The 25524-nt window shown below is 44.9% G+C and carries 21 protein-coding genes; 5 read left to right on the top strand and 16 right to left on the bottom strand.

Going from position 1 to position 25524, the window contains the following annotated elements; all coding sequences use genetic code 11:
- Window positions 1–18: 18 nt before the first annotated feature.
- The 6 genes from RQP52_RS06330 to RQP52_RS06305 all read right to left on the bottom strand — a co-directional run bounded on the left by RQP52_RS06330 (window position 19) and on the right by RQP52_RS06305 (window position 5062).
- The gene (locus tag RQP52_RS06330) at window positions 19–1383 is read right to left on the bottom strand and encodes an aspartate aminotransferase family protein (protein WP_315950163.1); all 1365 of its coding nucleotides are present in this window, start codon (window positions 1381–1383) and stop codon (window positions 19–21) included.
- Between the two features lie 102 nt (window positions 1384–1485).
- Window positions 1486–2289 carry an ABC transporter ATP-binding protein gene (locus tag RQP52_RS06325; protein WP_315950161.1) on the bottom strand — a complete coding sequence of 268 codons (804 nt, stop codon included), beginning with the start codon at window positions 2287–2289 and terminating at the stop codon, window positions 1486–1488.
- 240 nt (window positions 2290–2529) lie between these two features.
- A complete protein-coding gene (locus RQP52_RS06320; protein ID WP_315950159.1) occupies window positions 2530–3453 on the bottom strand; it encodes a S66 peptidase family protein in 924 nt (307 codons plus the stop codon).
- A 107-nt stretch (window positions 3454–3560) separates the two neighbouring features.
- Window positions 3561–4481 carry a tyrosine-type recombinase/integrase gene (locus tag RQP52_RS06315; protein ID WP_315950157.1) on the bottom strand — a complete coding sequence of 307 codons (921 nt, stop codon included), beginning with the start codon at window positions 4479–4481 and terminating at the stop codon, window positions 3561–3563.
- Between the two features lie 100 nt (window positions 4482–4581).
- Window positions 4582–4836, bottom strand: coding sequence for a YolD-like family protein (locus RQP52_RS06310; protein WP_315950156.1), 255 nt, complete (start codon window positions 4834–4836; stop codon window positions 4582–4584).
- 22 nt (window positions 4837–4858) lie between these two features.
- Window positions 4859–5062 carry a YwbE family protein gene (locus RQP52_RS06305; protein ID WP_315950154.1) on the bottom strand — a complete coding sequence of 68 codons (204 nt, stop codon included), beginning with the start codon at window positions 5060–5062 and terminating at the stop codon, window positions 4859–4861.
- A 162-nt stretch (window positions 5063–5224) separates the two neighbouring features.
- Here RQP52_RS06305 and RQP52_RS06300 point away from each other — a divergent pair, with 162 nt between their 5' ends.
- The 3 genes from RQP52_RS06300 (at window position 5225) to RQP52_RS06290 (ending at window position 7481) form a co-directional block, all read left to right on the top strand.
- Entirely contained in the window at window positions 5225–5968 is a 744-nt protein-coding gene (locus RQP52_RS06300) for a YqjF family protein (RefSeq protein ID WP_315950153.1), read from the top strand.
- Window positions 5969–6197: 229 nt separating this feature from the next.
- Window positions 6198–7061, top strand: a complete 864-nt coding sequence (locus RQP52_RS06295; protein WP_315950151.1) for an AraC family transcriptional regulator — start codon at window positions 6198–6200, stop codon at window positions 7059–7061.
- Between the two features lie 138 nt (window positions 7062–7199).
- Window positions 7200–7481, top strand: a complete 282-nt coding sequence (locus RQP52_RS06290) for a hypothetical protein (protein WP_315950149.1) — start codon at window positions 7200–7202, stop codon at window positions 7479–7481.
- 132 nt (window positions 7482–7613) lie between these two features.
- Here the strand turns inward: RQP52_RS06290 and RQP52_RS06285 are convergent, their stop codons facing one another.
- From RQP52_RS06285 to RQP52_RS06240, 10 genes are all read right to left on the bottom strand, one after another.
- Window positions 7614–8570 (bottom strand): D-2-hydroxyacid dehydrogenase family protein, encoded by a 957-nt coding sequence (locus RQP52_RS06285; protein WP_315950147.1) that lies wholly within the window; start codon window positions 8568–8570, stop codon window positions 7614–7616.
- A 154-nt stretch (window positions 8571–8724) separates the two neighbouring features.
- Window positions 8725–10965: a family 43 glycosylhydrolase gene (locus RQP52_RS06280; protein WP_315950145.1), complete on the bottom strand. Its 2241-nt coding sequence runs from the start codon at window positions 10963–10965 to the stop codon at window positions 8725–8727.
- Window positions 10966–11096: 131 nt separating this feature from the next.
- A complete protein-coding gene (locus RQP52_RS06275) occupies window positions 11097–13082 on the bottom strand; it encodes an alpha-L-arabinofuranosidase C-terminal domain-containing protein (protein ID WP_315950144.1) in 1986 nt (661 codons plus the stop codon).
- 51 nt (window positions 13083–13133) lie between these two features.
- Window positions 13134–14027: a carbohydrate ABC transporter permease gene (locus RQP52_RS06270; RefSeq protein WP_315950410.1), complete on the bottom strand. Its 894-nt coding sequence runs from the start codon at window positions 14025–14027 to the stop codon at window positions 13134–13136.
- Window positions 14028–14040: 13 nt separating this feature from the next.
- Window positions 14041–14997, bottom strand: a complete 957-nt coding sequence (locus RQP52_RS06265) for an ABC transporter permease (RefSeq protein WP_315950143.1) — start codon at window positions 14995–14997, stop codon at window positions 14041–14043.
- A gap of 24 nt (window positions 14998–15021) precedes the next feature.
- Complete coding sequence (locus RQP52_RS06260; protein WP_315950142.1) at window positions 15022–16605, bottom strand: extracellular solute-binding protein; 1584 nt, start codon at window positions 16603–16605, stop codon at window positions 15022–15024.
- 116 nt (window positions 16606–16721) lie between these two features.
- A complete protein-coding gene (locus tag RQP52_RS06255; RefSeq protein ID WP_315950141.1) occupies window positions 16722–18326 on the bottom strand; it encodes a response regulator in 1605 nt (534 codons plus the stop codon).
- A gap of 3 nt (window positions 18327–18329) precedes the next feature.
- Window positions 18330–20090: a cache domain-containing sensor histidine kinase gene (locus tag RQP52_RS06250; protein ID WP_315950140.1), complete on the bottom strand. Its 1761-nt coding sequence runs from the start codon at window positions 20088–20090 to the stop codon at window positions 18330–18332.
- Window positions 20091–20175: 85 nt separating this feature from the next.
- Window positions 20176–21963, bottom strand: coding sequence for a family 43 glycosylhydrolase (locus tag RQP52_RS06245; protein ID WP_315950138.1), 1788 nt, complete (start codon window positions 21961–21963; stop codon window positions 20176–20178).
- Window positions 21964–22100: 137 nt separating this feature from the next.
- On the bottom strand, window positions 22101–22964 hold the full coding sequence (locus RQP52_RS06240) for an AraC family transcriptional regulator (RefSeq protein WP_315950136.1): 864 nt from the start codon (window positions 22962–22964) through the stop codon (window positions 22101–22103).
- A gap of 146 nt (window positions 22965–23110) precedes the next feature.
- On the opposite strand from RQP52_RS06240, the gene RQP52_RS06235 reads away from it, so the two are divergent.
- Complete coding sequence (locus tag RQP52_RS06235) at window positions 23111–24625, top strand: sulfatase family protein (RefSeq protein ID WP_315950135.1); 1515 nt, start codon at window positions 23111–23113, stop codon at window positions 24623–24625.
- A 14-nt stretch (window positions 24626–24639) separates the two neighbouring features.
- Complete coding sequence (locus RQP52_RS06230; RefSeq protein ID WP_315950134.1) at window positions 24640–25476, top strand: AraC family transcriptional regulator; 837 nt, start codon at window positions 24640–24642, stop codon at window positions 25474–25476.
- The last annotated feature ends 48 nt before the right edge of the window (window positions 25477–25524 follow it).

The following is a 25524-nucleotide window of genomic DNA, read 5'->3' as shown; positions in this document are numbered from 1 at the left end:
TGTCCTTCATCCTTTCTCCTAATTGGCATCGAACACAGCAAGTAAAGTGTCTACGATAAAAGCAATATCCTCGTCCGTCGAAGAGAATGGCGGACTTAACGTAAGAATGTTGGCATAGCCAGGCACGGTATCGCCATTTTTTCCGATCAACAGCCCTTTTTGCTTGCAAGCCGCTATAATGCTCATCACGCGCTCTGCCGTTGCAGGCTGCTTGGTCTGCACATCTTCCACTAATTCAATGCCCATTGCCGATCCAAAAATTCGAATTTCACCTATGTGCGGATGATCCAGCAATGGTTTCAAGCCGTTTTTAAAAACGCTTCCGATCTGAGCAGAACGTGCCACTAAATTTTCCTTTTCTAAAATTTCGATATTTTTCAAGGCCACAACACAAGAAACCGGATTACCGCCGAACGTGTTAATATGGCGTAAATGACTTGTGGGTTCCTGGCTGTTTTTGAACGAATCATATAATTCCGAGGAAACAGCCGTAGCGGACAACGGTGAGTAAGCGCTTGTCATGCCTTTGGCCATCGTCACAATGTCAGGTCTGACACCGAAATTGAGATGACCGAATTTCTCACCGGAACGGCCAAAACCGCAAATCACTTCATCAACGATGAGCAAAACGTCGTATTTATCACAAATGCTGCGAACCGTTTGCATATACTCGTCCGGCGGAATAATCATGCCTCCACCCGTAATAACCGGCTCCATAATGACACCGGCAACGGAATCTGCGCCTTCCCAAACGATGACATCCTCGATAGCTTTAGCGCATTGCAAGCTGCAGCTCCCTTGCTTTTGGCCGAAAGGACAGCGGTAGCAGTAAGGAGGCGGAACATGCTGGAATCCTACCCCAAGCGGTTCATATTTCAGCTTTCGCTGTGCTTGCCCCGTTGCCCCTAATGCCCCCATCGAATTCCCATGATAGGCGCGATGCCTAGAAATGAACTTGTGTTTCGTTGGTTTCCCATTTTGATGAAAGTATTGCCTCGCGATTTTGAAAGCCACTTCATTGGCATCCGAACCTGAGTTAGAGAAAAAAATGCGGTAGTCACCATCCAACCACTCATTGATTTTGGCTGCAAGCTCGATTGATGGGATGTGAGATTGCACCATGGTGGCATAGGCAAGCTTCATCATTTGTGCAGCGGCCGCTTCGGCAATTTCCTTCCGTCCATGGCCTACATTCACGCACCATAGCCCGGACATACCGTCCAAATAACGATTGCCATCCACATCCGTCACCCAGCTTCCTTCACCGGAAGCAAGGATCATGGGGTTTTCGTTATGTGCAGACATATGGTGCCACACATATTTGCGATCTTTCTCAAGCAGCTCCTCCTTAGTGGGTAGATCACTCATTTCATTACTCTCCATAGTCAGCCTCCTCTCCTCAGAATTCTTGCAAAAAAACCCTTATCTTATTTCTATGTGCAGAAAGAGGTAGACATCCCTTGGAGTCATTGTTAAATCTATATTTCATTCCGTTTTATGTGACTGACCTTGGTATAAACTGGTTCGAATGTCTGCGGATAGCGTAAGAAATGGGTCCAATTCCCGTGTTTGTGCGGTGCGTTCCTCTCCAAAGTCAACGGAGTGAATCGAATGTATCCGTCCAGGATGAGCCGTTAAAACAATGATTCGATCAGATAGGAAGACCGCTTCGGACACGCTATGGGAAACAAAAACGATCGTTTTCTTCGTTTTCTTCTTAATCGCAAGGAGCTCGACTTGCAGCTTATCCTTCGTGAACGCATCCAACGCTGAGAAGGGTTCATCCATAAATAAAATGGGAGGATCCAAGGATAAAGCCCGGGCAATCGCAACTCTTTGCTGCATGCCACCGCTTAACTGCCAAGGGTAATACTCTTTAAATTTCGTTAAACCGACCGTTTCAAGCAGCTGATCAACCATATGCTTATACTCCGAGCGGTTTTGGCCTAATACCTCTAGTGGAAGTTCAATATTTTCCTGCACAGTTCGCCATTCAAATAAAGCCGGTTGCTGCAGCACAATGCCGAACTTTCGGCGCAAACGTACTTCTCGCGGATGCTCTTTCTCAATAAGAATCTGACCGCTGGACGGTTGCAATAGGTCTGCCATAATACGCAGCAGTGTTGATTTTCCACAGCCTCGAGGTCCAAGTAAGGATACGAATTCATTTTGGTGCACATCGAATGTAATGTCCTGGAGGACCGTCACCTGCCTCCCTCTTTTTCCGAACACCTTGCATACACCATCCAATGATATTTCCACCTTTTGCCGAGAAAGCTCTGAATTCATCATGCTCCTCCTCAACTTGCCCTTATCATCGCGTTATAGATGTGTTATTTACAATAACTGTATATGTTATATTATATAACACTCGGGATTTATTTCATTATACAAAGTGTTCCGAAATTCATGAATCAACGTGACAGAATGTAAAATCCCTCCTCTCGAATTCAAATAACCCTGTCTCATTCAAGAGTCAGGGTTATCATATACGTTACATAATTAATATTATGTAAACAAATATTCATGCTATATTTTAACCGTTGGTTCTAGCACTGTAAGTGTGTTATCAAATGTATTGAGATCCACCATAGCTCCGATTGGAATGGCTGCCTTGTAGTACCCATGCGCTGTACTCAAATTCGTCATAAGAGGTTTGCCTAGCGGATACATGACACCGTTGATTAGATCATCGTAAGTCGTTGAATACGAAACAGTACAATTGGTGCATTGGCCCATGATAATCCCTTGGCAATGTTGGAACTTACCGGCCATAATTAATTGTGTCAAATAGCGATAAATCGTGTTCGATGGTTCATGTGTCTCTTCGATCAGCACGATTTTGCCTGTTGTATTAATTTCATACGGTGTTCCCAAGGATCCTACGAACGAGGTTAGATTACCACCGACAATTTGCCCTCGTACATTGCCTTGAATTAAGCTTTTTAGCGGAATCCCAGGTGGATTTTGAATCACCCTTGTTTGTGATAAAGTCGACGTCGCCGAGAAAAACTGATCAAAGCTATACTTAGGTGTGTTAGGGTCAAAATCAATTAAAAGAAGACTTTGGAACGTAATTAAGTTTGAAAATTGATTGAGGATATTCAATAAGATCGTAATATCGCTGTAGCCTGTTATAATTTTTGGATTTTTGTTAATCAACTGATAGTCTAAATACGGTAAAATATCTCTTACCCCTGTGCCTCCCCTAGTCGGCAGTATCATTTTGACCTGATGATTTGAAATCATGGCCATAAAATCTTCTGCACGCTGTTGAGCCGTTGAAGCAACAATGCCATCATAGGAATACGCATATTTCCCAACAAGCACCTCAAAACCCATACTTTCAAGCGTCGCTATTCTTGCATCAATGATACTAGCGTCAAGCGGACTTCCTAAAGTAACAATTCCTATGGTGTCACCACCACGTAACATGGGGGGCTGAATGGTCATTTGCATGCCTCCTACCAATGCCCTTGTATTGCAAAGGTTTAATCTCTCTGTTGCCTTATATGCGCCAAAAGAGAAATATATGACCTCGATGATTATTTTCCATGTCCCTATATCCCCATTCCAGCTGGGATAAACGCGGTAACGCGATTCATTGCCTCTTGCTTTTGTTTATCGGCAACGTGTGTATAGATCTGAGTTGTTTGTATGCTCGCATGACCTAACAATTCCTGCAAAGTTCGAATATCTGTTCCTGCCAGTACCTGCATCGTAGCAAAAGTATGGCGCAGCTTATGGCTGGAAATGGACTTTCCTTGCAGTTCAGCATAGTGCTTCTTCAGCTCCTCGAAATGTTTCTCCGCGATCGTTTGAATCATCCGTATGCTGATTCGGCGCCCGAATTGCGATACGAAAAATGGCTGCTCACCTTTATTCCGCGAATCTAGCCGCTCTGCCAGCGCTTTATTCAACACCTTGACCAATTCATCCGGCAGCGGAATTAAGCGCCATTTCCGACCTTTACCATAAACAAGCAGTGACTTGGTCGTCAGGTTAAAATCCGCGGTATTTAATCGATGCAGTTCGCTAACCCGCAAACCTGCATAACTCATCAACAGAAACATAGCCACATTGCGAATTTGATATTTCCCCTCGATCGATTGCAGGAAAACGGACAGCAGCTGCTCGCTTAGAAATGTTGGAATCTGATTTTTCTCTACCTTCGATTTCTTTATGTGGAGAGATGGGTTGCTAGACGCCAATTGAAGATCGATCAATGCTGTGAAAAAAGTACGGATCGATGACAAATATCGATTACGTGCCGCATCGCCCGCCCCTCCCTGACGCATTTTAGTTAAAAAACGCATGATATCAATCGCCTCTATGGTGGATAAAGCTTTTTCCATCGACGAAAGAAATAAACGAACATCCCCCAGGTAAGCTTGCTGTGTTCTTTTGGTAAACCCCTGATCCTTCATCCAGGTATCAAACAGCTCCAAATAGTCGTCATCATACTCCAATCCTTGTCCCATCTTCGTTCACTCCGTCCGTTAGAATCTAAGTTGCGTTAAATATAGATTTAGTGCAATTTTTTTAACGGAAAAAAGCGGCCGAAACCGGCCGAAAAGTGTGCTAATCTCTAGGGTATTCCACTTTCATAATATCCATAAAAGGAACTTTATCCAATTCCCCATTGCTGGTTTCCATATGTACGCGACCTGTTCGTGAATCCATCGTCTTGATCAGTCCACGCACCTGCTCTTCGCGTCCCCATACCGTAAGGACGATCTCTGAGTTTTCCATCTTCGCTTCCGACAGTTGATTCCCAATCTCTTCTAAAACAAACTCATCGCGTGTTGGTCTTTTTGCAACTTTCGCTTTTGCCATTCTCGTTCCCCCTGCGTCCTCATCACCTTGCCGGTGATATAATTTCTTTCACTCTTCCTACTTGTCCATCGGTTAGTCTTACTTTAATCCCATGCGGATGTGTCGGTGAATTCGTTAATAAGTCTTTCACAATTCCTCTTGTTAGCTTTCCGCTCCGTTGATCTTGTTTCAAGACAATATTGACTTCGATTCCCGGCAGGACATCTTTACGATTTTGCCCATTCATGATGTTTGAGTCGCCTGCTTTCTTTCCAGATTGTGCTTCATTATACCACATATTTCACGCATTCCCTACCGGAAGTGCGAACATAAGTAAAACCCTTTACAGCTCACATGTTAACTTATACGATGATGGATATACCCTACACGAATTGAAGGAGCTTTTCCTATGAGTAGATCATGGCCTCTGCCTGCAAAACCTTGGATCATGCATCAAATATGGAATGACTTGTTATTCGCTCATTGGCCAGTGCCTGTTGAAATCATAAGAGAACGAATCCCTTCTCCTCTTCCGATAGATACCTTCGAAGGAACGGCTTGGATAGGTGTCGTTCCTTTTCATATGACAGGTGTTACTCCCAGGGGCATTCCTGCACTGCCTTATTTCTCGTCATTCCCGGAAATCAATGTCCGTACTTACGTCACGATTCACGGGAAGCCTGGCGTATACTTCTTCAGCTTAGACGCCCATAATAAATTCGCTGTCGAAGCGGCGCGCACTTTATTCCATCTCCCCTATTTTTATTCGCAAATTGAAGTGAAGAGAACATCAAATAACACTACGTTATACCATAGTGTTCGTCAAGATCCGCGCGCTCGGCAAGGTGAGTTTTTAGCGGAGTACCGCCCCTCCTCCCCCATTCGCCATGCAGTAGCTGGAACATTAGAGTACTGGCTTACGGAACGTTACTGTCTATATTGCCAGGATCGCCGCGGAACGATCTATCGGGGAGAGATCGATCACGATCTATGGCCTTTGCAATCGGCAGAAGCTGAAATCTCCATGAATACGCTGCCTGCCTCATTTGGAATAAAACTACCGGAGCAATCACCTCTCTTACATTTTGCCAAACAATTAAAAGTGAAGATATGGGCTCTTGAGAAACTAAACGAGCATTTTAGCGACGAATAGTGTTCAATATGGTAACTTGAAATTAATTAATGCCATTAATGAATAGTGACATTAATTAATCTATGTATAGAAAAACTCTGTATAGCGCATCCCTTAAAACTCGAAAACGCTAAAAACGATAATACTATTCCCATGGATAAAATGTTCAGATATAATAAATATAATTAATGTCATTAAATTTACACAATACTAGTAATACCTTAGAAATATTACGGAGGTAATATGCGATATGCCAAAGATCATGGACTATATGATCAGTCCTTACCCATTGAGAATCATTACTTCACCCATCGATTCCAGTAAGCTAAAGCTGCAATCTTTGATTATTACAAACGTTGGCCACTTGCCCGGACGTATCTCTTTTCGCCATCAAGCAACATTCTCCAAATGGGCATTTATTTATTTGTCCGGAGGCAGTGGCTCCTATCAAGCTAATAACGGACCGGTACAACACGTGGAAAGCGGAACTCTGCTCTTCTTACGACCAGGCGTCATTTATAATTATGGTCCCGATCAAGGCGGTTTTTGGGATGAGTATTATTTTACTTTTGAGGGCACTCGTATCAAGGAATGGCTTGACAGTTGGTTAACAAATGTCGACGAAGCGAAACAAGTCGGTCATGAAGATGCTACCCAACACAACCGGATCGAACGGATTTTCATGCTGATGGAAAGCGGATTACCTGATAACATCGATCGCGCCGCGCTGCTTGTGGAAACGTTGCTTTTTGAATTTATGCTGAAAGCCCAAACTACATCCCAGACGACAAAAACACAACAGGTCATTGACATTATGGACGACCTCGGGGATTCCCTCTTTCAGCCTTTCGATGCGAAAAGTATCGCCAAACGGCACCACATCTCGATTTCTACACTACGCAGAGTTGTGAGTGAATATACAGGCTATCCGCTCAACGCTTATATCAACCGTTTGAAAATAGCTGAAGCGAAAAACATTCTCCTCAATACAGAGGATTCAGTCAAAGAAGTGGCCGATTCTTTAGGGTTTAAAGATGTCTTTTACTTTTCGCGATTATTTAAAAAATACGTCGGCGTGGCCCCTCTTATTTACCGAAACAATATGCAGCTTTAAATTTGTTTACATAACATTAGTTATGTAACTATTTAATTATCTTTTTTTAAAAATGAGTGCTTCGTCCTAGTACGACTTGTCATCGAGCTACATATGATATCTCAGTAGTAAATCTTCCCAATCGGGAGGTGAATCCAAATGACACTAGCACTTACAGGATGGATGCTCTACGCAATGTTTGTAGTTCTTGGTTTGATGGGCCTAAGCTTCTTATACAACTTATATACTGCTCTCAAAGCCGGTTCGTTCTCCAGCGACTTATTTCTCTCTTATTTGAAAGATTTACTGTTCTATGTGTTCCCATTATTCATGCTTTCCAACATGATGGCTCTTGACCCTACAGGTTTCTTACTGTTGATCGGCTATTATCTTGGCGCACTCGGAGTTGCACTCAAATATCTGGGAAGCTTTAAAAAATAATTTGTAATCGCATTCAAAAAATGCGCATGATATGGCTCATCTTAAGAGCCAAAAGCAGCCATGAGATCATGGCTGCTTTTTTCATTTTCTAAGAGTAAAAACTTTTCTCCAAAGAGACCTAATTTCCTTAAATCAAGTTAATGTTCGAACCGGGGAACCAGCTAGATATTCTCTAATATCCTCAACCACATCTCTATAAAAAGCCTGATAATTCGCTTCGGAGACATAACCGATATGCGGTGTAGTCAAAAGATTCGGTAACGATCTGTACGCATCGTCTTTCGGCAGAGGTTCCACCTCGAATACATCAACTGCGGCGCCTGCGATCCAACGATTTTGCAAGGCCTCGGCAAGAGCTTCTTGATCTACGATAGGAGCGCGAGACGTATTGATCAAGTAAGCCGAGGGGCGCATACGCTTGAGATCCGCCGCACCGATCAACCCTCTTGTCCTGTCGCTTAAGACAAGATGAATCGACACAAAGTCGCTGCTCTCTAGCAGCTCCTCCTTCGAATTAGCGAATCTCACGCCAACTTCGTCGGCTCGCTCTTGCGTTAAATTCTGGCTCCATGCCACGACATCCATGCCGAAAGCTTGGCCAAATTTGGCGATCTTGGTGCCAAGTTTGCCAAGGCCCAGTACGCCAAGTGTCTTGCCGTACAAATCTGTTCCAATCGTGCTCTGCCACTGACCATTGCGAATGGCGTTATGCTCTTGCACGATGTTGCGTGCAAGCCCTAGAACCAAAGCCCAAGTGAGCTCAGCGGTTGCATTGCCTGCGCCACCCGTCCCGCAAACGGTGATGCCTTGCGCTGCAGCAGCGTCCAAATCAATCGAGGCATTCCGCATGCCTGTTGTAACTAGAAGCTTTAAGTGAGGAAGCCGCTGAAGGAGAGATGCGCGGAAAGGAGTACGTTCGCGCATAATCACAACAATTTCGCAGTCGGCGATTAGCTCGACAAGCTCATCTTGCTGATCGATATGCTGATTGATGCTTTTGACCTCCACTTGGTCCGTAATCGTTGACCAATCTGCAGCGGTTAAAGCTACTTGCTGATAGTCGTCTAATATTGCACAGCGAAGCTTCATTATGTAAGTGCCTCCTTCATCGTACATGTAAGTATACCAATTTTAAGTATATTCCTGTCGAGAGCACCTTGCAAACCGTGCGAAAGTTTGACGTTTATTTCCACCGAATAAAATAGACACTGACCATAATAAAGTGTCAGTGTCTACTCTTAGCTTATCTAGTTACCGTCAGCGGAGATATCGCCCAATCGGGCGAAACGCCACGCAAACCTATACGACCGTTAAGAAACGCATTCGGATCCGTCCAACGGAGCAAAGGCTCTTTGCTTGCATCGAAAAAAACGGCAATCGTTGGTCCTTCCAGCTTCACGGTAACCTTCCGGGTTTGGCCAGGCTCAAAGGTTAGCGAGCCCGTTGCCTCTTCCACGGCATTTTCATAGCTGATTCGGCTAAGATTAACTTTACCGTTATGAAACGTAAGCGCATAACCCATGAAACCATCTTTAACCTGATCTTTAAACTCCGATTCATTCGTCGTCCTCAGTAGAATTCCGGCCTCTTCCGCGGTAGCTTTTTTCATTGTCATCTCAAAGCTGACGGTATAGTCCGCCCAACCCCATTCACCGCCGAAACGATTGGCAATCCCTACTTGATTCGGCTTAACAACCGACTGCTCCGGCACCGGCACGGTTAGATTCGCTTCCACATACCTCAGGGTGGTTTCACCTTTCAGAAGACGCAGGGACAGCCATTGTGTCCCTTGCTTCAATTCGAATACCCTCAGTGGTATTTTCGTCCACTCCGAATCGGCTGCAAAAAAGAAGGAATCGAGTTTAATTTTCTTCGTCGCTCCATTCGTATCAACCAATAACGTCGACCCTGCCGACGCTCTGGACACATTCACAGCTAACAGATAGCTGCCGTCCTGCCGAATATTGACTGGGTATCTGAGTCCATCGCCTTTGCTGGATAAGTTCACGGCATCACTGCCGTCCGGAGTAATTCCTGGACGAATAACTGGGTGTCCCTCTTGAATACCATGAACAGCTTCCACCGTACCGGGCAGCGGTTTCACAGCTTTCCGATCGCTGCTGCCATTGAACTCGTTCGAAAAAGCCGTGTAATGCAAGTCCGGCTTTGTTTCCAGAGGCCATACATAGCCAATGCGGCCGGCCTTCGCCACCTCGCCGGAATATTCGATCTTAAGCAGTCCATCCCAATAAATCATCGACCCAGACTTTCCTGTCTCGACGCGGATTGCATGTAATTTCGTAAAATCCGTGCCCTGTGGCAGCTTCTTCGTGGAAACAACCGTTTCAATGCCATCCACACGATGGATGAGCGCAAGTTCCATCGAAGCTCCAATTATACGTACTGCCCAGTAATTCTTCGAATCGGTGTAGCCGAATATTGTTTCCAGCGAGTTTGGCGCATCACCCAGCTCTCCCACTCGGAAATTGTACTCAGCCGTATATTCGCTACCGGTACCTATTCGTGTCAGCAAGACCTCGCCACCATCAGTTGAATGAATCTTCTCCCATTTGTCATCGCTTGGTGATTGGCTTGGCTCGTCTCGGAATTCAGGCATAACGGGTGCTTCCTGCGGTGTTCCATGCGTCGGTCCAAGCACGGATATCTTATCGCCGTTAAATACAAGCCGATCCAGATTCAATTTGCGTACGGGTGGCCCTTCCGCAGAACGTCCCATCAGATTGTGATAGACGATATAATAAGAATCCAGATTAGGTCCCATCACTGTTGCACTGTGACCAAGTCCATTGAAATCGTTCGCTGTGGAAATCAGGATCGGATTATTTTCAGGAATGGTATAAGCGGCAGTGGGAGATTCATGATTAACGCCGTAATTAACGCGATAGCCCCTGCTGAAAACGTGATTACCCGTGTACGTTATGAAATATCGTCCATTTCGCTTGATGATCATAGAACCTTCCGTCCAGTGACCTAAGGAAGCATTCAATTGTTTTCCTGCTTCAATTGTAAATGGATTGGGCATTGAACTTATCATAATACCGCCGAATTTGGCGTGAGTGAAATACCATTTCTCATCATCATCGATAAAAACAGAACCATCAATCGTGAAGCCCAAATTATCCGTCTTTTTCACGAAGGGTCCGGTAGGCTTGTCACTTTGTAAGACGTAATGTCCTTTGCCCGCCGGCGAAGTGTACATATAGAACGCTCCGTTCCAATAGACAACCTCCGGGGCATACGCACCTTCACTGACGGGTTCTTCCGTAACCAAACCTTCGTAGCGCCAATTCACTAGATCATCCGAACTCCAAGCCTTAACACCGACTCTTCTGTCCTTCGTGCTGCAATATAGGTAGTATTTACCGTTAAAACGCAGAATGTAAGGATCTCCAATGCCGTAATCTTCCCATTCCTGATCCAAAACAAAGGGATTCTGGTAGGTCTGACCCAGGGTTACCTCCATCCTGTCCTCCTTCTCCCACCCCTGAAGTTGGGATTGCTTAGCAACCACCACAATGACCAGGATTGCGGCACACATTGCTAGCGCTATGATCCATGCTTTTTTCCATCGCAATCGGTTATCTTTTCCTCCCATTAGCGCGTGATTTCTAATACGTAGATAGACGCCGCTCTCAATGAACAGGTCACTTGCGATTTTATAATTTCCAAATAATGAGATTTGCAGATCACGGTTTCAGGATTTAACGCATCGTTAATGCTTTCATAATGGTCCGCAGTGACTTCCAGTAAGCGGGCAGTGCCTGTTTCAGCAAAACCGTTAAGCTGAATATCCGTCATCGTATCTTCGAGACTTCGATTCACGATAAAAATAGTCAACTTATCACCTTGTGTGTTCGTACAAGCGACAACATCCAAATTCGGCAGAGCATCCAAATGAGGAATTTGGATCGGGCTGTTTACTTGAAAGCTTTCGCAATCGGTATGGGATTCAACAACATAGCCGAGATCACGGTTCGCATACATTTTCATGACATAATAGGTCGGTGTGCCGTAAACGGTTAAGGAATTTTCACTTCTTCCGGAAGATTTCCCTCGAAATTGGTCCGCATAGAAATCCCCAACACGGATACATCCGCCAAGCCAGCCATTCACTAGGTCCGAAAAGCTGCCGATCTCTATCAAATCGCTATTTCGGATAAATTCATTCAGATTCGCTGCATTCGCCACAGCTGCTTCAAGTGTGTGTTCATTCGGCAGACCCTTGCGAATAGTGTTCGGATAATACATGGTGTTGTATTCCGTTACAGCCAATTTAATATGCGCATACCGATCAGATACTGCGAACAGTTCCCTCGTTTGACGTACGGTTTCTCTTGTCCATTCAGGATAAGAAACGATAGCTTTGTAACGCTCTTCGCTTAATGTACGGTGATTCATTCCAAAACGATTGCATCCGTGATATAAGTGCAAAGTTAAGTAATCAATGTGCTCGGCAGCTTTCTCCAATAAGGTTCTGTTCCAATCCATTTTGTCATCACCGCAGGCCAGCAGCTTAATCTCGGGATCGGCCGCTTTCATGGATTCGGCAAATTGCGTATAACGTTCTGCGAACTGCTCCGCTGTGCAATGGCCTACCTGCCACGCTCCCCACACTTCGTTCCCGATCTCCCAGTATTTCACGCCATAAGGCTCGGGATGACCATTAGCCGCCCGAAGTTTACCCATCGGTGTGTCCACGCTGCCATTGCAATATTCAATCCACTCCGCTGCTTCTTCAGGAGTTCCAGACCCATCATTTACACAGATAAGCGGCTCTACCTTCAATTCCTGGCAAAATGCGATAAACTCGTCTGTACCGAAATATTTATTCGTCCAGCCACCCCAAGCTTCATTAATGACTGCAGGACGCTCATAGACAGGACCGATAGCTTGCTGCCAATGATAGGCACTAATATAATTCCCGGCCAGCCGCATCATACCGGCATTTAAGTCTCTCGTCATCTCCATCACTTCTTTGCGAACATTGCCTACGCTACCAGAAGGGAGCAGCGAAATATGATCCAACCAAAGCATCCCCGTGGACACATGATCCAACCAACGTTCATGATCCGAGGGCACATATAATCTGAACTCAGCGTTCTCACAGTCCCGTTGTACTTGGAGACGTGTTTCATAATATTTCCAATTATGGCTTTCAATCTGGATTCGTACATGTCCGAGCACTTCACCACTCGACTTATCCACGATTTCCGCAGAGACAAATTTGATTTCCACAGAAGCTCTTGCAAACAGCGCAAGCGTATAGCCATCTTGATCTTGTTTGACGGCAATCGCTTGTCTAATCCCGGCATATCCCTCGTCGTCGCTATAAATTCTAATCCGTTGACTATGACCGGAGTGACGGGCTGCCGCAGGTTCAAGCCCATACAGCGTACTTTTCCCATTTGTAAAAGGACGCCAGCTTCCTGAAAGCCCTCTGTACGCTACATCCGTACTTTCAAAATCCATATCTCTCAGAGGATAAGCCAGCATGGCATCCATATGATCACGGATATCCTCTACAAAATGACCGAATAGGTAAGGATTAATTGGATTAGTACGAACTTGATTTGTATTCACTTGAATGCTAGCTCTAGATTGCACCATAAACGCAACGCTTCCTTTCACGTTCTATCCTTTTAATGAGCCAATCATAACGCCCTTCACAAAATGCCGCTGTACGAAAGGGTACATCAACAATACCGGCAAACTGGAAATGATAATAACCACATATTTGATGCTTTCAGCTAATAGCACTTTAGATTCCAGCCCTACATTGCTATCGGCTGCGTCCGACTGACTGACCATGAGTACTTCACGCAGCACGAGTTGCAGCGGATACAAATCTTTACTGCGAATATAGATTAAGGCATTAAAATAGGAGTTCCAATGACCTACAGCGTAAAAAAGAATCATAACGGCCATAATCGGTTTCGATAATGGTAAAATAACATGGGTCAACAGCTTCCAGTTCGAACACCCATCCATATTAGCTGCTTCCTGAATCTCCCAAGGAATGCTGGTTTGAAAATACGTTCTCATGACAATTAAGTTATACGTGGCAATTGCACCAGGGATGACCAACGCCCACATCGTATCCACCATGCCTAAATTTTTCACGAGGAGATAGGAAGGAATGAGGCCCCCGCTGAAAAACATCGTAAGTGTAACGAAAAACATAATGCCACCACGCCCAGGCAAATCCGGTCTTGACAGCGGGTAAGCGGCAAGTGTCGTCATTATGAGGTTGATCGCCGTCCCGATTAACGTATACAGAATGGTATTTCCATAACCGTTCCAAATCTGATCGTTATGAAAAACGTTCCTGTATGCTTCTAACGTGATCTGCTTAGGCAGCAAGATGACATCGCCATTCAGCACTAGTGCGGGATCGCTGAAAGAAGCGCTTACGATAAAGATGAGCGGATACAGCACGATAACTACAATTAAAGCTGCCAGTACGTTTACAGCAACATCAAATACTCTTTCATCCGAGCTCCTCTTCGTGAGCGTTTGCATCTGCATCACTCGGCTCCTCCTACCATAAACTTGTCTCCGCCTTTTTACGGGCAAAGCGATTCACAAGAATCAACAGCGCAAGGTTGATCACGGAGTTGAACAATCCTATGGCAGCTGTATAGCTATATTCGCCTTTTAAAATACCCGCCGAATAGACGAAAGTGGAAATGACATCGCTGGACTCTAAATTCAAATTATTTTGCATGAGCAAAATTTTCTCAAACCCAACGTTCATGAAGTGCCCCACATCGAGGATCAATAAAATGACGATAACCGGCAGAATACCCGGTATAGAGACGTGCCATATGCGACGCAGCCGGCTTGCACCATCCATTTTAGCTGCTTCATAAAGCTGTGGATTGACTCCACTCAAGGCTGCAATATAGATAATCGATTGCCAACCCATATTTTGCCATATATTAGAACTGACAAAGATCGACTTGAACCATCCCGCAGAATCAAGAAATCGTACGGGTTCTCCGCCAATCGCCTCAATAATTGTATTCACTGGACCGCCTCGTGGAGATAAAAAGAGCATCAGCATCCCCACCATTACAACAATGGAAATAAAATGCGGAATGTACGTAATATTTTGCACGACTTTACTGAATGCTTTATTGCGAATTTCTGTCACCAGTAAAGCGAGCAGGATCGGGATCGGAAATGCAAATAATAAGGAAAATAAATTAATAGAAATCGTGTTCCACAGCAGTCTCCAGAAATAATAAGATTCTACGAAGCGTTTGAAGTGATCAAGCCCTACCCATGTGCTTCCATTGATACCTTTTGCAGGGCTGAAGTTTTTGAAAGCGATCTGCAGACCGTATAACGGCCCATAATGGAACACAAGATACCATACAATGGGAATGAGCAGCATAAGGTAGAGATCATACCGACTGCTCACAGCTTTCATGAGGCTGGAGCGCCTCGATTTGGGTCGAGACGCAGCGCCCGCTGTATTTGCCGTACTGTTCATGTGTTTTCCTCCAGCCGTCAACACTTATTTTTGCTGTTTGAGTTTATCGTAAGCATCTTGATACAGCTTCTGAAGCTCATCAATTTTCATTTTCTTCAGTGTGCTCTGAAACTCGCCCCACTTATCAAAACTAAGGGCACCCGCGATAAACTTCGTGCTCTGCTCCTCGTAATACTTATCAATATCGTTACGCAAAATATTAATTTGTTGGGCTGTTTGCTCGTCAAACATCGGTGATGCATAACGAATCTTCGGCATGTACGGATCCAGTTTCTTTTGAGCTTCCTGAACCTGAGGCGGATTGATGTATGAAGCCACCTTCTCGCTGATCAAGTGCGGTGCTCCTCCTCCCGCGTACGGGGTGATTTTGCCTTGATTACCGGAATTCAGGAAAGCCTCTGTATAAAATGGAATCCCATCTCGCAATTCATAGTTCTCGCCCTTGCGACCAAAACGCAGCAACGTAGATCCTTCATCGCCATAGAAATAATCCACCCAACGCAGTGTAGCTTCTGGATTCTTATTTACGGAGGTGATGGCAAAAGCACCGAAATCCCTTGGAACCGGTTGCGCCAACTGCAATCTATCACCATGCGGCCCTTTCACTGGAGCTATACCGATGTATTGATTCGCCACTTTCGTATCCAGCATCGGATTATTCGTCTGATCAAAGAAGAAACCGGTATTTCCTGTTCCTTGCTTAGCCAAATACTGAGCTTCCTTCTGCGTAAATAGCTCTGAATCAAGCAATTTCTCGGAATACAGCTTATTTAGGTACATCAATAATTCTTTGTTCCGATCGCTGCCCATCCAAATATTCACTTTGTCGTTGTCTAAATTAATGTTGTATCCTAACTGGAAATCCAAACCAAAGGATCCTGCCATGATAGGAACGATGCTGAGGCCATTGCGCGCTGTCATCGGGATTTCATCCTGTTTGCCGTTACCGTTCGGATCTTTATCCCGGAAAGCTTTCAGCACCTCATACAGTTCGTCCGTCGTCTCCGGTTCTTTCAGGTTCAGCTTCTTCAGCCAGACTTGATTCATCCAACGTTTATCGGTTCTGGCAGCGTTTACAGTTACGATACCAGGCAGGGCATAGATGTGACCCTCAGGAGTCGTTATCGCAGAGCGAATTTCCGGATAAGTATCCATCAGCTTTTTAATATTTGGCGCGTACTTGTCAATCAAATTCTCAAGAGGAATCAATTGACCTCCGGAACCGTATCGAATTGCCTCTAACGGTGTCAAGCCTGAGCGGTACAAAGCATCAGGGAGTTCATTCGATGCGAAAAGCAGGTTCTTTTTCTCATTAAAACCATCTGTTGGCGCTTCAATGAACTCAACTTGAATGTTGCTCATTTTCTCGTAATCCTGAAACACCGGCATGTCTTTAAACGGCCCATTGACAGGCGCAATTCGTGTGAACATTTTCAGCTTCAACGGTTCTTTGACAATCGGAAATCCTTCTGCAGATGCATTACTTGAAGTTTCACCTTTGGATTTGCCTTCTTTCTCTGTACTTGGCTTATCCGTGCTGCAAGCCGATAACGTCAAACTGGAAACAACTAAAGTAGAAAGTAGTACTGTCCCCCATTTTCTTTTCATTCTTTCTTTCCTCCGTTCATGTTGTTTTCCCCTTGTTAGGAAAGCGTTTTCTAAGGGTTGATCTCATTATAAAGAAAGATTTCGCCTTGCTGATTCAACATATATGACATTTCATTCTACTTTTTTGATGTTTTCAAATGATCGATATAGGCTTGCGGTGTCATCCCCGTCATGCTTTTAAACACTTTAAAAAAGTATGTATAGCTTAAAAAGCCTACCTCACTGCTTATTTGCTTTAGCGCAAAAGCGTCGGACTCCATGAGCATGCAGCTTTTTTTAATACGAACGCGATTAATGTATTCGGTAAATGTCATTTGCGTTTCCTCTTTGAACAGTCTGCTTAAGTAGGACGGATTTAAATTGAGAGCACCGGCCGTACTTTCCAAGGAAATATTGGCGGCATAGTTATCCGAAATGTATTGGACCGCTTTGCCAATATGACGTGAGTAGGATCCCCCAGCTTGTTGTTCCTTAATGAAATCAACGATCCGTGCGTAATAAGACAATACCCACATCTCGATTTCGGAAACACTGTTCATCCGCGCAAATTCATTCCGTGTAGGGATAAGCTGTACATCTTCCCTGGCGATATGAGCAAATTGCCGTTTCAGTGACATCTCTACGAGTCGAAGCAATTCACTGACTATGGTTTGTACCGTCATTGCGTAGACAGGCTGATGTTTTACAGCAGCAAAGATGGTGGTGATGGTATGGCGGATCCTATCCCCGTCGAGCTGTTCCAGGTAGAGAAGCAGTTGCTTCTTCTCTTCTACAATCAGAGCATCTCTTAACACCGTAGGGTGCATACCTTGATATAAAATATCATTCATCTCTTGGTCGGCCTTGCGATAACTGGTGACAAGCTGCTTTAAACTCCCGCTTCGCGGGCCTATGATGCAGACGCATTTCAAATTAAGGAACTTCTCCAGGGAATGCGAGAGCGCGCTCGTGGCTTGATTAATTTGACTCGTTACCACAAGTTCACTTCGCTCCTCGGATGAGAACAGAATAATGAATCGTCCTTCCCCCACATAACCTACCGTTCGTTTCTGAACATCGCCAATTGCCATTTGCATCACATCCGTCGCTTGCTGCACGAACCTATTTTTCTGAACGTCATTCAACAACTCCGTGACTAACAGAAACGGTACGATTTGAACGGCGGCAGTTCCATAATTGACGGAATGCGTGTAGAGGTCATTGTCTTTGGCATAAGCCACCAATGTTTCTTCAGCGCCCTCAACATCTCTAGCTATATTCGCCACATGTTCGCGAAGTATTACCGGGCTTAGGCTTTCGATGATTTGAGTTTGCGCGCTGCGTGCTTTATGCTCCCGCGCTTCACTCTGCAGCTCCATGACGGCTCGATCCAGAAGTGCCAAGAGCGCGCTCGCGTTCAAGCGATGTTTGAGCAAATAATCCATTGCTCCATTCATCAGACAAGTACGAACATAATCGAAGTCGTCGAAGCTGCTCAGCATAATCATTTTAACCATCGGAAATTGCTCTTTGATCCTGCGACTGAGCTCTACCCCATTCATCGTCGGCATGCTCACATCCACTATGGCAATGTGCGGCGTATGCTGCTCTATCATAGAAAGGGCTATAGCGCCGTTATGCGCTTCTCCACAAATCGTGAATCCATGCTTTTCCCAGTCCAACATTCCCTTCACATCGTTGCGGGCCAATGCTTCATCGTCAACCAATAAAACCTCAAACATCTTTCACCCCTCCTGTTCACTTCGCGTTATCATTGGAAATCTGATCTGCACTGTCGTATAGGCATCAGGTTCACTATCTAGAAAAACACCGTATGGCTCCCCGAAAAGGCGAACAATACGCTCATGGACATTGCGTACTCCCATGCCGCTGAAGCGTGTATTCGTGTTTGCTTCGAACAGCGCCTTAATCTGATCTTTCGACATCCCTCTGCCGTTATCTCGCACATCTATTCTTAATTCCTTGCTCTCCTCATAGATGCGAATCAACACTTCTCCCTCACACTCAGAGGCGGAAAGCCCATGAATAATGGCGTTCTCCACAATAGGTTGGAGCATCAGTTTCAACACGCTAAGCTGTAAGAGCTCATCATTTTCGACTTCAATCATCAGATGAACAGGTTCTACATATTTGTATTTTTCAATGGTGACATAACTACGGACATACTGAAGTTCTTCTTGCAGCGTAAGAAATTCATTCGTATTTCCAAGCACACCGCGCATGAGCTCAATTAAAGATTCAGATACCTCAACAATGTTCGGTACCCCGTTTAGCTTGGCTAAATATTTCACCGTATTCAGAGTGTTATATAGAAAATGAGGACGAATTTGAGCCTGAAGAACAGCAAGTTCCGCTTCACGCTTCTCCTTCTCCGTTGTCATGATTCCCTCAAGTAAACGCTTTAATTGTTCCACCATGCTTTTGAAAACTTGATACAGCTGACCGATTTCATCCTTGGAATGTATTTCGACAGTAGGCAGCGACATATTGCCTTCCATAACATGCATCATCATGGATCTTAATCTGCGAATATTTCTCGTCATGCGGGAAGAAACCTGTAAGGTGCCGATGACAATGATGATAAAAACGATAATAGCTACAGTAGCCAACATATGACGGATTCGCGCTGTTTCGGTTAATAGCGACTTCATGGGTACGAGTGCAAGCGTGGACCATCCTGTATACTCTGATTTGCGCATGACGACCAGATAAGAGGTTTGGTTAATGATCCTTTCAACCGAGCCATCTGTACCGTTAAGTTCCTGATTAAGCTTAATGATCGTTTCTCTATCCAGAGCGCTTGTGCTCGGTTGATAGATAAATTCGTTTTTCCTGTCTACGACGTATAACATACTATCCGATGTAGGTTTAACATCATATATTTTCCTAACAATTTCGTCATTCAAATCGAACATGACCATACCGATTAAATTCCGGTTATAGCGGAGTTCACGTCCGGTCACAATCGAATTATTAAAGCCGGTTTGATGAAAATAGGCGTGGCCCGATCCATTTTGCAGCAAATCGTCCATCATCGGGGTGAATAAAATGTTCTTGTCGAGCCACGGGGAGCCCACAAAAAATACCTTTTCATTCAAGCCGATAACAGCTACCCGCGAGATGTACGGCTTATAGGCAATCAGGGCGGATAAAAACTCCTCGATCCGTTTTTGTTCCTGAAACCATTCGTAGCTCGGTTCCTCCGTTTTGCTAAGCAGTGTGTCCAATACAGTTTTATTCGTAGCAACCACCGTGTTTAATCGGCTTACTTCTTCTAATCGGAGATTCAAGGACTCGTCTGCCTGACGGATACTTTCTGTAACAGACGTAATCGCATTGTTCTTGACCGTTTCTCTCATATACAAATAAACGATGCTCGTCACGGCCACGATGCCTAGCAGTGTAACCAGACTGAAGGCGACGAAGATTTTCCCCTGAATGCTTACCGTAGGTGAAATTAACTTCTTCAAGGAGGAAAACTTCATAGGTAGGTGCTCCCTTCTACTGCGCTTAGATTAGAAAAAAACATGAACCCTGCCCGGAAGCCCGAGCTTGATTCATGCTTTTATATTACTCACAACTAGGCGTTATGCATAGCCCTTGTCCATCTTCCTCCGCTTGGAGAAGAACGATTCCCGGGCGCGTCCGGAATGGTGCCGTGCGATCGTTTCCAAAAAAAGTAGACCAAAGTCTGCCGTCTCCATCGATAAACATCGTACCGTGGCCTCCATGAGGCACCCCTACACGTCTAGGGGTGTACGGGCCGTAAATGTGATCCGCTACGGCATACATTAAATCATAAGTGCCGTCTACCCGTTTGTCGCCATTCCATTCCGCTGCTCCGAGGATATACTTCCCTTTGTATTTTACGATGAACGCACCTTCATAACCGACACGCTGTCCGTCTGAACTCAGCAGCTTGCGGGGATCTTCCACGAATCCCGTCATATTCTTTTTCATTCGCGCTATTTTCCCGTCCTGCCAGACGAAATACACCTCGCCATCGCTATCCTGGAAAAAGCTTGAATCAATATCCGTATTCGTCATGCGCCCCATATCGATATAAGGACCTTCGACGTGTCCGGACACGCTTTTGATTAACCCGGTGCACCCGCCTTGTAAGGAATAAGTGATCCAAAATGTCTCATACAAATAAATCATCTCAGGTGCCCAGAGACACGGATTCTCATAAATATGGTTCTCCCATGTACCGTTCTCGGATAGATCCCATACTTTCGCAACATGATGCCATTCCTGCAAGTCAGATGACCTCCACACATGCAGCTGATCATTCCGGTCCCAGAAGTTGCGATGCGGCTTATCGGATGTCCCTGTCAGATAATACGTGCCATCAGGTCCGGTGCTGATATGAGGATCTCGAATAGGAAAGTCAGCTGCCGGTTTGAGACTGCCCACGGCACCTTTCTCCAACACCACGCCATCCGTCGGTCTTATGAAACCAGGACTGGCAAAAGTCATTGGAACGACAGCCGGATAATGCTCAACCAATGAATATTGACCACTACCTGTAAATGAGGCATAAAGCTGATGTTCGGGTCCATCGAATAGACTGATTTGCCCCCCATGGGGAAGAGCCAAATATCTCCGGCTGTAGGGGCCATAGATCGATTGGCTCACAGCAACAAACGTATCCGCAGCCTCGCTGCCCATCCGAGCAAAACGATCGGCACAAAACATGGCATAGTATCCATCCTGTTTGTATAAAAAAGCACCATATGCTCCGACTTGCACATTGCCGGTATACGATGGATCATCTTCTCGTCCTGCGACTTTCCACGGCTGTACCTCAATCATCCTCGGAATTTCGGCTAAGCCGGTCATATCTTCTTTCATGCGCGCAATTTGACCATTGCTGTAGACCCAATAGACAGCTCCGTCTTCGTCCTCAAATAACGAGGCATCCTGCCCATCCGTTGTCATCTTTCCCATATCTTCGTATGGCCCCAACACGGAATTCGACGTGCTTTTAAGCAATCCGGTACCGCCTTGGCTTAACCCGTAAGTAACCCAGAACGTTCCTTTTACAAAACGGATTTCCGGCGCGCAAATGCCAGTTGTGCCTGTCCCTTCCTTTTGCCATGTCCCCTCCAACTCTAAGCTCCATACGCTAATCGGGTCTGTCCATGTCTTCAAGTCCGTCGAAATCCACACTTGCACATTTGTGCCATCAACCGTTCCCGTCAAATAATACAAATGGTCCGGTCCGGTACAAATACTTGCGTCCTTCAAAGGAACATCAATCAATCGTTCAATGCTTACCGCATTTTCTGAATAGCTGGTACAGGCAGCCCATTCCGTTTCAGGATGTGGAGACTGTACGATAAAATCGTTCTGCATTGGATCCTTCCTTTCGTAATCGAAGAGTGCCTCAGATAAGTATAACGTGCTTTGTATAAACTCTTAATATAGAAAGCTGCGCATGAGGTGAGGAAAACGGACATCGAACCGCTTGCTTGAGCCTGAGGGAGATAAAATCACGGCTTATTTTCAGGAGAGTAGCCATAATAGTTGCGAAAAGCTCTTGAGAATGAATATAGACTCGGATAGCCGACACTATAAGCAACCTCCGTGATTGTCCGATCCTTTAAAGCTATCAACGCTGAAGCCTTTTCCATTTTCAGACGGTATAGATAACGATTGGGTGATACGCCTATGCGCTTCTTGAAAATATCAGAGAAGTAAGATCGATGAACCCCCGCCTCTTCAGCAACCTCTTTGATGCTGATTCCTTCCAACGCATGCAGCTGCATAAAATCAAGTGACCGTTTTAACCATGGGATGTCATCTACGTTCGTTTTCCCATCGTTTATCGTCGTTCCTTCTTTCATAAGAGCAGCAAAAACTCCATATAACTTTTCCTGTAGCTCGGTTGAAAAGCCGATGTCTTCAGTTTCGTCCGGTTGTTGATCCGAGATGAACTGTAGGAAGGTATCTATTTTTACCCAAACTTCCCGACTGCATCTTGCACGTAATACGGGAGTTGTTTGTGTTAATCCAAGCGAATGCAGAAGCGGTAAAGCTTGTGGACCTTGAAAAGCTATCCAAACAAGCTTTAAGGTCTCTTTTTGTTCATAGATACGATAGGAATAGGATTCATCCGGGAAAAAGCAGCAAAGATCATTCGATTGAAGAATCGCTTCCCCGCTTTCGGTTTGAAGAAGTAATTGGCCTTCAACCACGAAATGCAGGCTGTAGCATTCAATTCTCTTAGGCCCGACTTGATAGTTCGGTTTGGCAACGTTATGACCAACACGAATACACCACAAGCCGCTCATTTTTATAAACTCATTAGGATTTAAATAATCGTGTTGTGCATATTCGTGGGGATATTCCTGCATCGTATATTCACCTCAAGACTTAATAGATGGCTTTAAGATCATCATACCTAACAAAATGTTAAACGTATACGATTCTATGATATTTTAAAATTGACACTCACCTCTTATTCTTAATATATAATCACGAAATTTGGAGGAGTTATTGGATGAAGAAGCCTAATATTTTGTTAATAACTAGTGATCAGCAGCATTGGAATACGTTAGGTGCTTTTAACTCGGAAATCAAGACGCCGAATCTGGATCGTTTGGTGAAGGAAGGAACGACATTTACTCGTTCCTACTGTCCAAATCCGACTTGTACGCCGACTAGAGCATCCATCATTACAGGTATGTATCCAAGTCAACATGGAGCATGGACACTTGGCACGAAGTTGTTAGAGAATGTTCATACGGTCAGTGAAGATTTTCGTGAAGCCGGTTACCATTCTGCACTTGTCGGTAAAGCTCATTTTCAACCATTAGCTTCTACTGAACAATATCCTTCTCTCGAAGCCTACCCGATCTTACAAGATCTTGATTTCTGGAAAAAAAATAATGGACCCTTCTACGGCTTCGATCATGTAGAGCTAGCCCGTAATCATACGAATGAAGCGCATGTCGGCCAACATTACGCCCTTTGGATGGAAGAAAAGGGCTGCATGAACTGGCGTGATTATTTCCTGCCCCCAACCGGGACGATGGATCGCTCCATTCTTCACAAATGGCCTATTCCAGAGCAATATCACTACAATACCTGGATTGCTGAGAGAACCAACGCGCTTCTGGAGCAATATAAAGAAGAAGATCAAAGCTTTTTCCTTTGGTCCAGCTTCTTTGACCCTCATCCGGATTATTTGGCTCCTGAACCGTGGGATACGATGTATGATCCCGATCAGTTGACCATTCCAGAAGTCACGCCTGGTGAGCATGACCAAAATCCACCGCATTTTCAATTAACCCAATTGGAAAATCCCGATTTTCAACCTTGGCATGAAGGTGACTATGCGGTACATGGCTATCATTCCCATTCAGCCTTATTTTCGGAGCATGACCGCAAACAGCTGGTCGCAACGTACTATGGCATGATCAGTTTAATGGACAAATATATTGGAAATATTCTGAACAAGCTTGATGAATTGGGTCTTGCGGACAATACAATCGTAGTATTTACAACGGACCACGGGCACTTCTATGGTCAACACGGCCTCCAGGCCAAAGGCGGCTTCCATTACGAAGATCTTATCAAAATTCCGTTCATTGTTCGGTATCCCGGTCAAGTTCCTGCTGGCGTTACTTCGCCTGCCATTCAGTCATTGGTAGATTTGGCCCCTACCTTTCTATCTCTATGCGGTATTACGATTCCTCACCATATGACAGGTGTAGATCAGTCACAAGTCTGGCGCGGTCAGCAAAGCCAAGTTAGAGATCATGCGATTTGCGAGTTTCGTCATACCCCGACGACAATTCATCAAAAAACCTATGTGGAAGAAAGATATAAAATTACCGTGTACTATAACCAAACCTATGGGGAAATATTTGATTTGCAAGATGATCCGGGTGAAATCCGCAATTTATGGAATCTTCCTGAATATCAGACCCTGAAGTTGGAGCTTTTGTTGAAATATGCCTGGGCGGAATTAGGTAAAGAGTCTATGGCGATGCCTCGGGTTTGGCATGCCTAACGAGGATGAAGATCGTGAATAAATTCGGGAAGCATGGCCCTATTTATCATCTGCCGCAGGTAGGAGCCCCCCCTCCCCTGAGCGTACAATTCTTGGGGGTAAATTACTGCGAATCGGATTACTGCAATATTCGGGAGCTTGCGCAGGTAACTGTTATCGGCTTGGTACGTTCAGGACAAGGGACTGTTAAGGTTGGCACACGAACTTCGACTGCACGTCGGGGAGACGTATTCATCCTCCCTGCTGGCTGCTACCATGAAGTTGCCTCAGACTCACAGAATGAGGAACAATGGAGCTACATATGGTTAAACATTAGCGGCAACTGGATTCTTACGATGCTCGAAGCTTATCAATTGCTTCCCCATATCGTCGTGCAAAATAGCGGGTTAGAACCTCTTTTTCACGAGGCTATCGACAATGCTAAGCACAAATCCGCCCAGGAGCTGCAAACTGAACTTCAGGTTAATCTTATGCGAATCATCGTTTGCCTTTCTGAGGTATTGCGAAAACAAGGCGATACTTTAACGTCAACGGTTCAATCTATCAAACAATTTCTGGATAACAGTGTCTTCTCTCCTTACGACACATCAGAACTTTCCTCTCAGATTGGTGTTTCTGCCAGACACATGAATCGTTTATTTAAAAAAGAGGTAGGAACGACCCTCTATAACTATGTCATTGCCAAAAAGATAGAATCCGCTAAACGCATGCTGGTCGACACTCAATTAACGATAAGTGAAATTGGATACAAGCTGGGATATGTCGATCCCCATTATTTTTCGAACCTGTTCCACAGCAAAACAAATGTGAGACCTAGTGACTTTCGCAAGAGATTTCGTGCAATTCAATAGAAATACCCGCGAGGACCTATTTCTTCGCGGTTTTTTTTGACTTTGAAT

Origin of the sequence: Paenibacillus violae, assembly GCF_032461945.1 — a bacterium.
In the GTDB taxonomy this organism is placed as follows: Bacteria; Bacillota; Bacilli; order Paenibacillales; family NBRC-103111; genus Paenibacillus_E; species Paenibacillus_E violae.
This window is presented reverse-complemented; position numbering and strand designations above follow the sequence as displayed.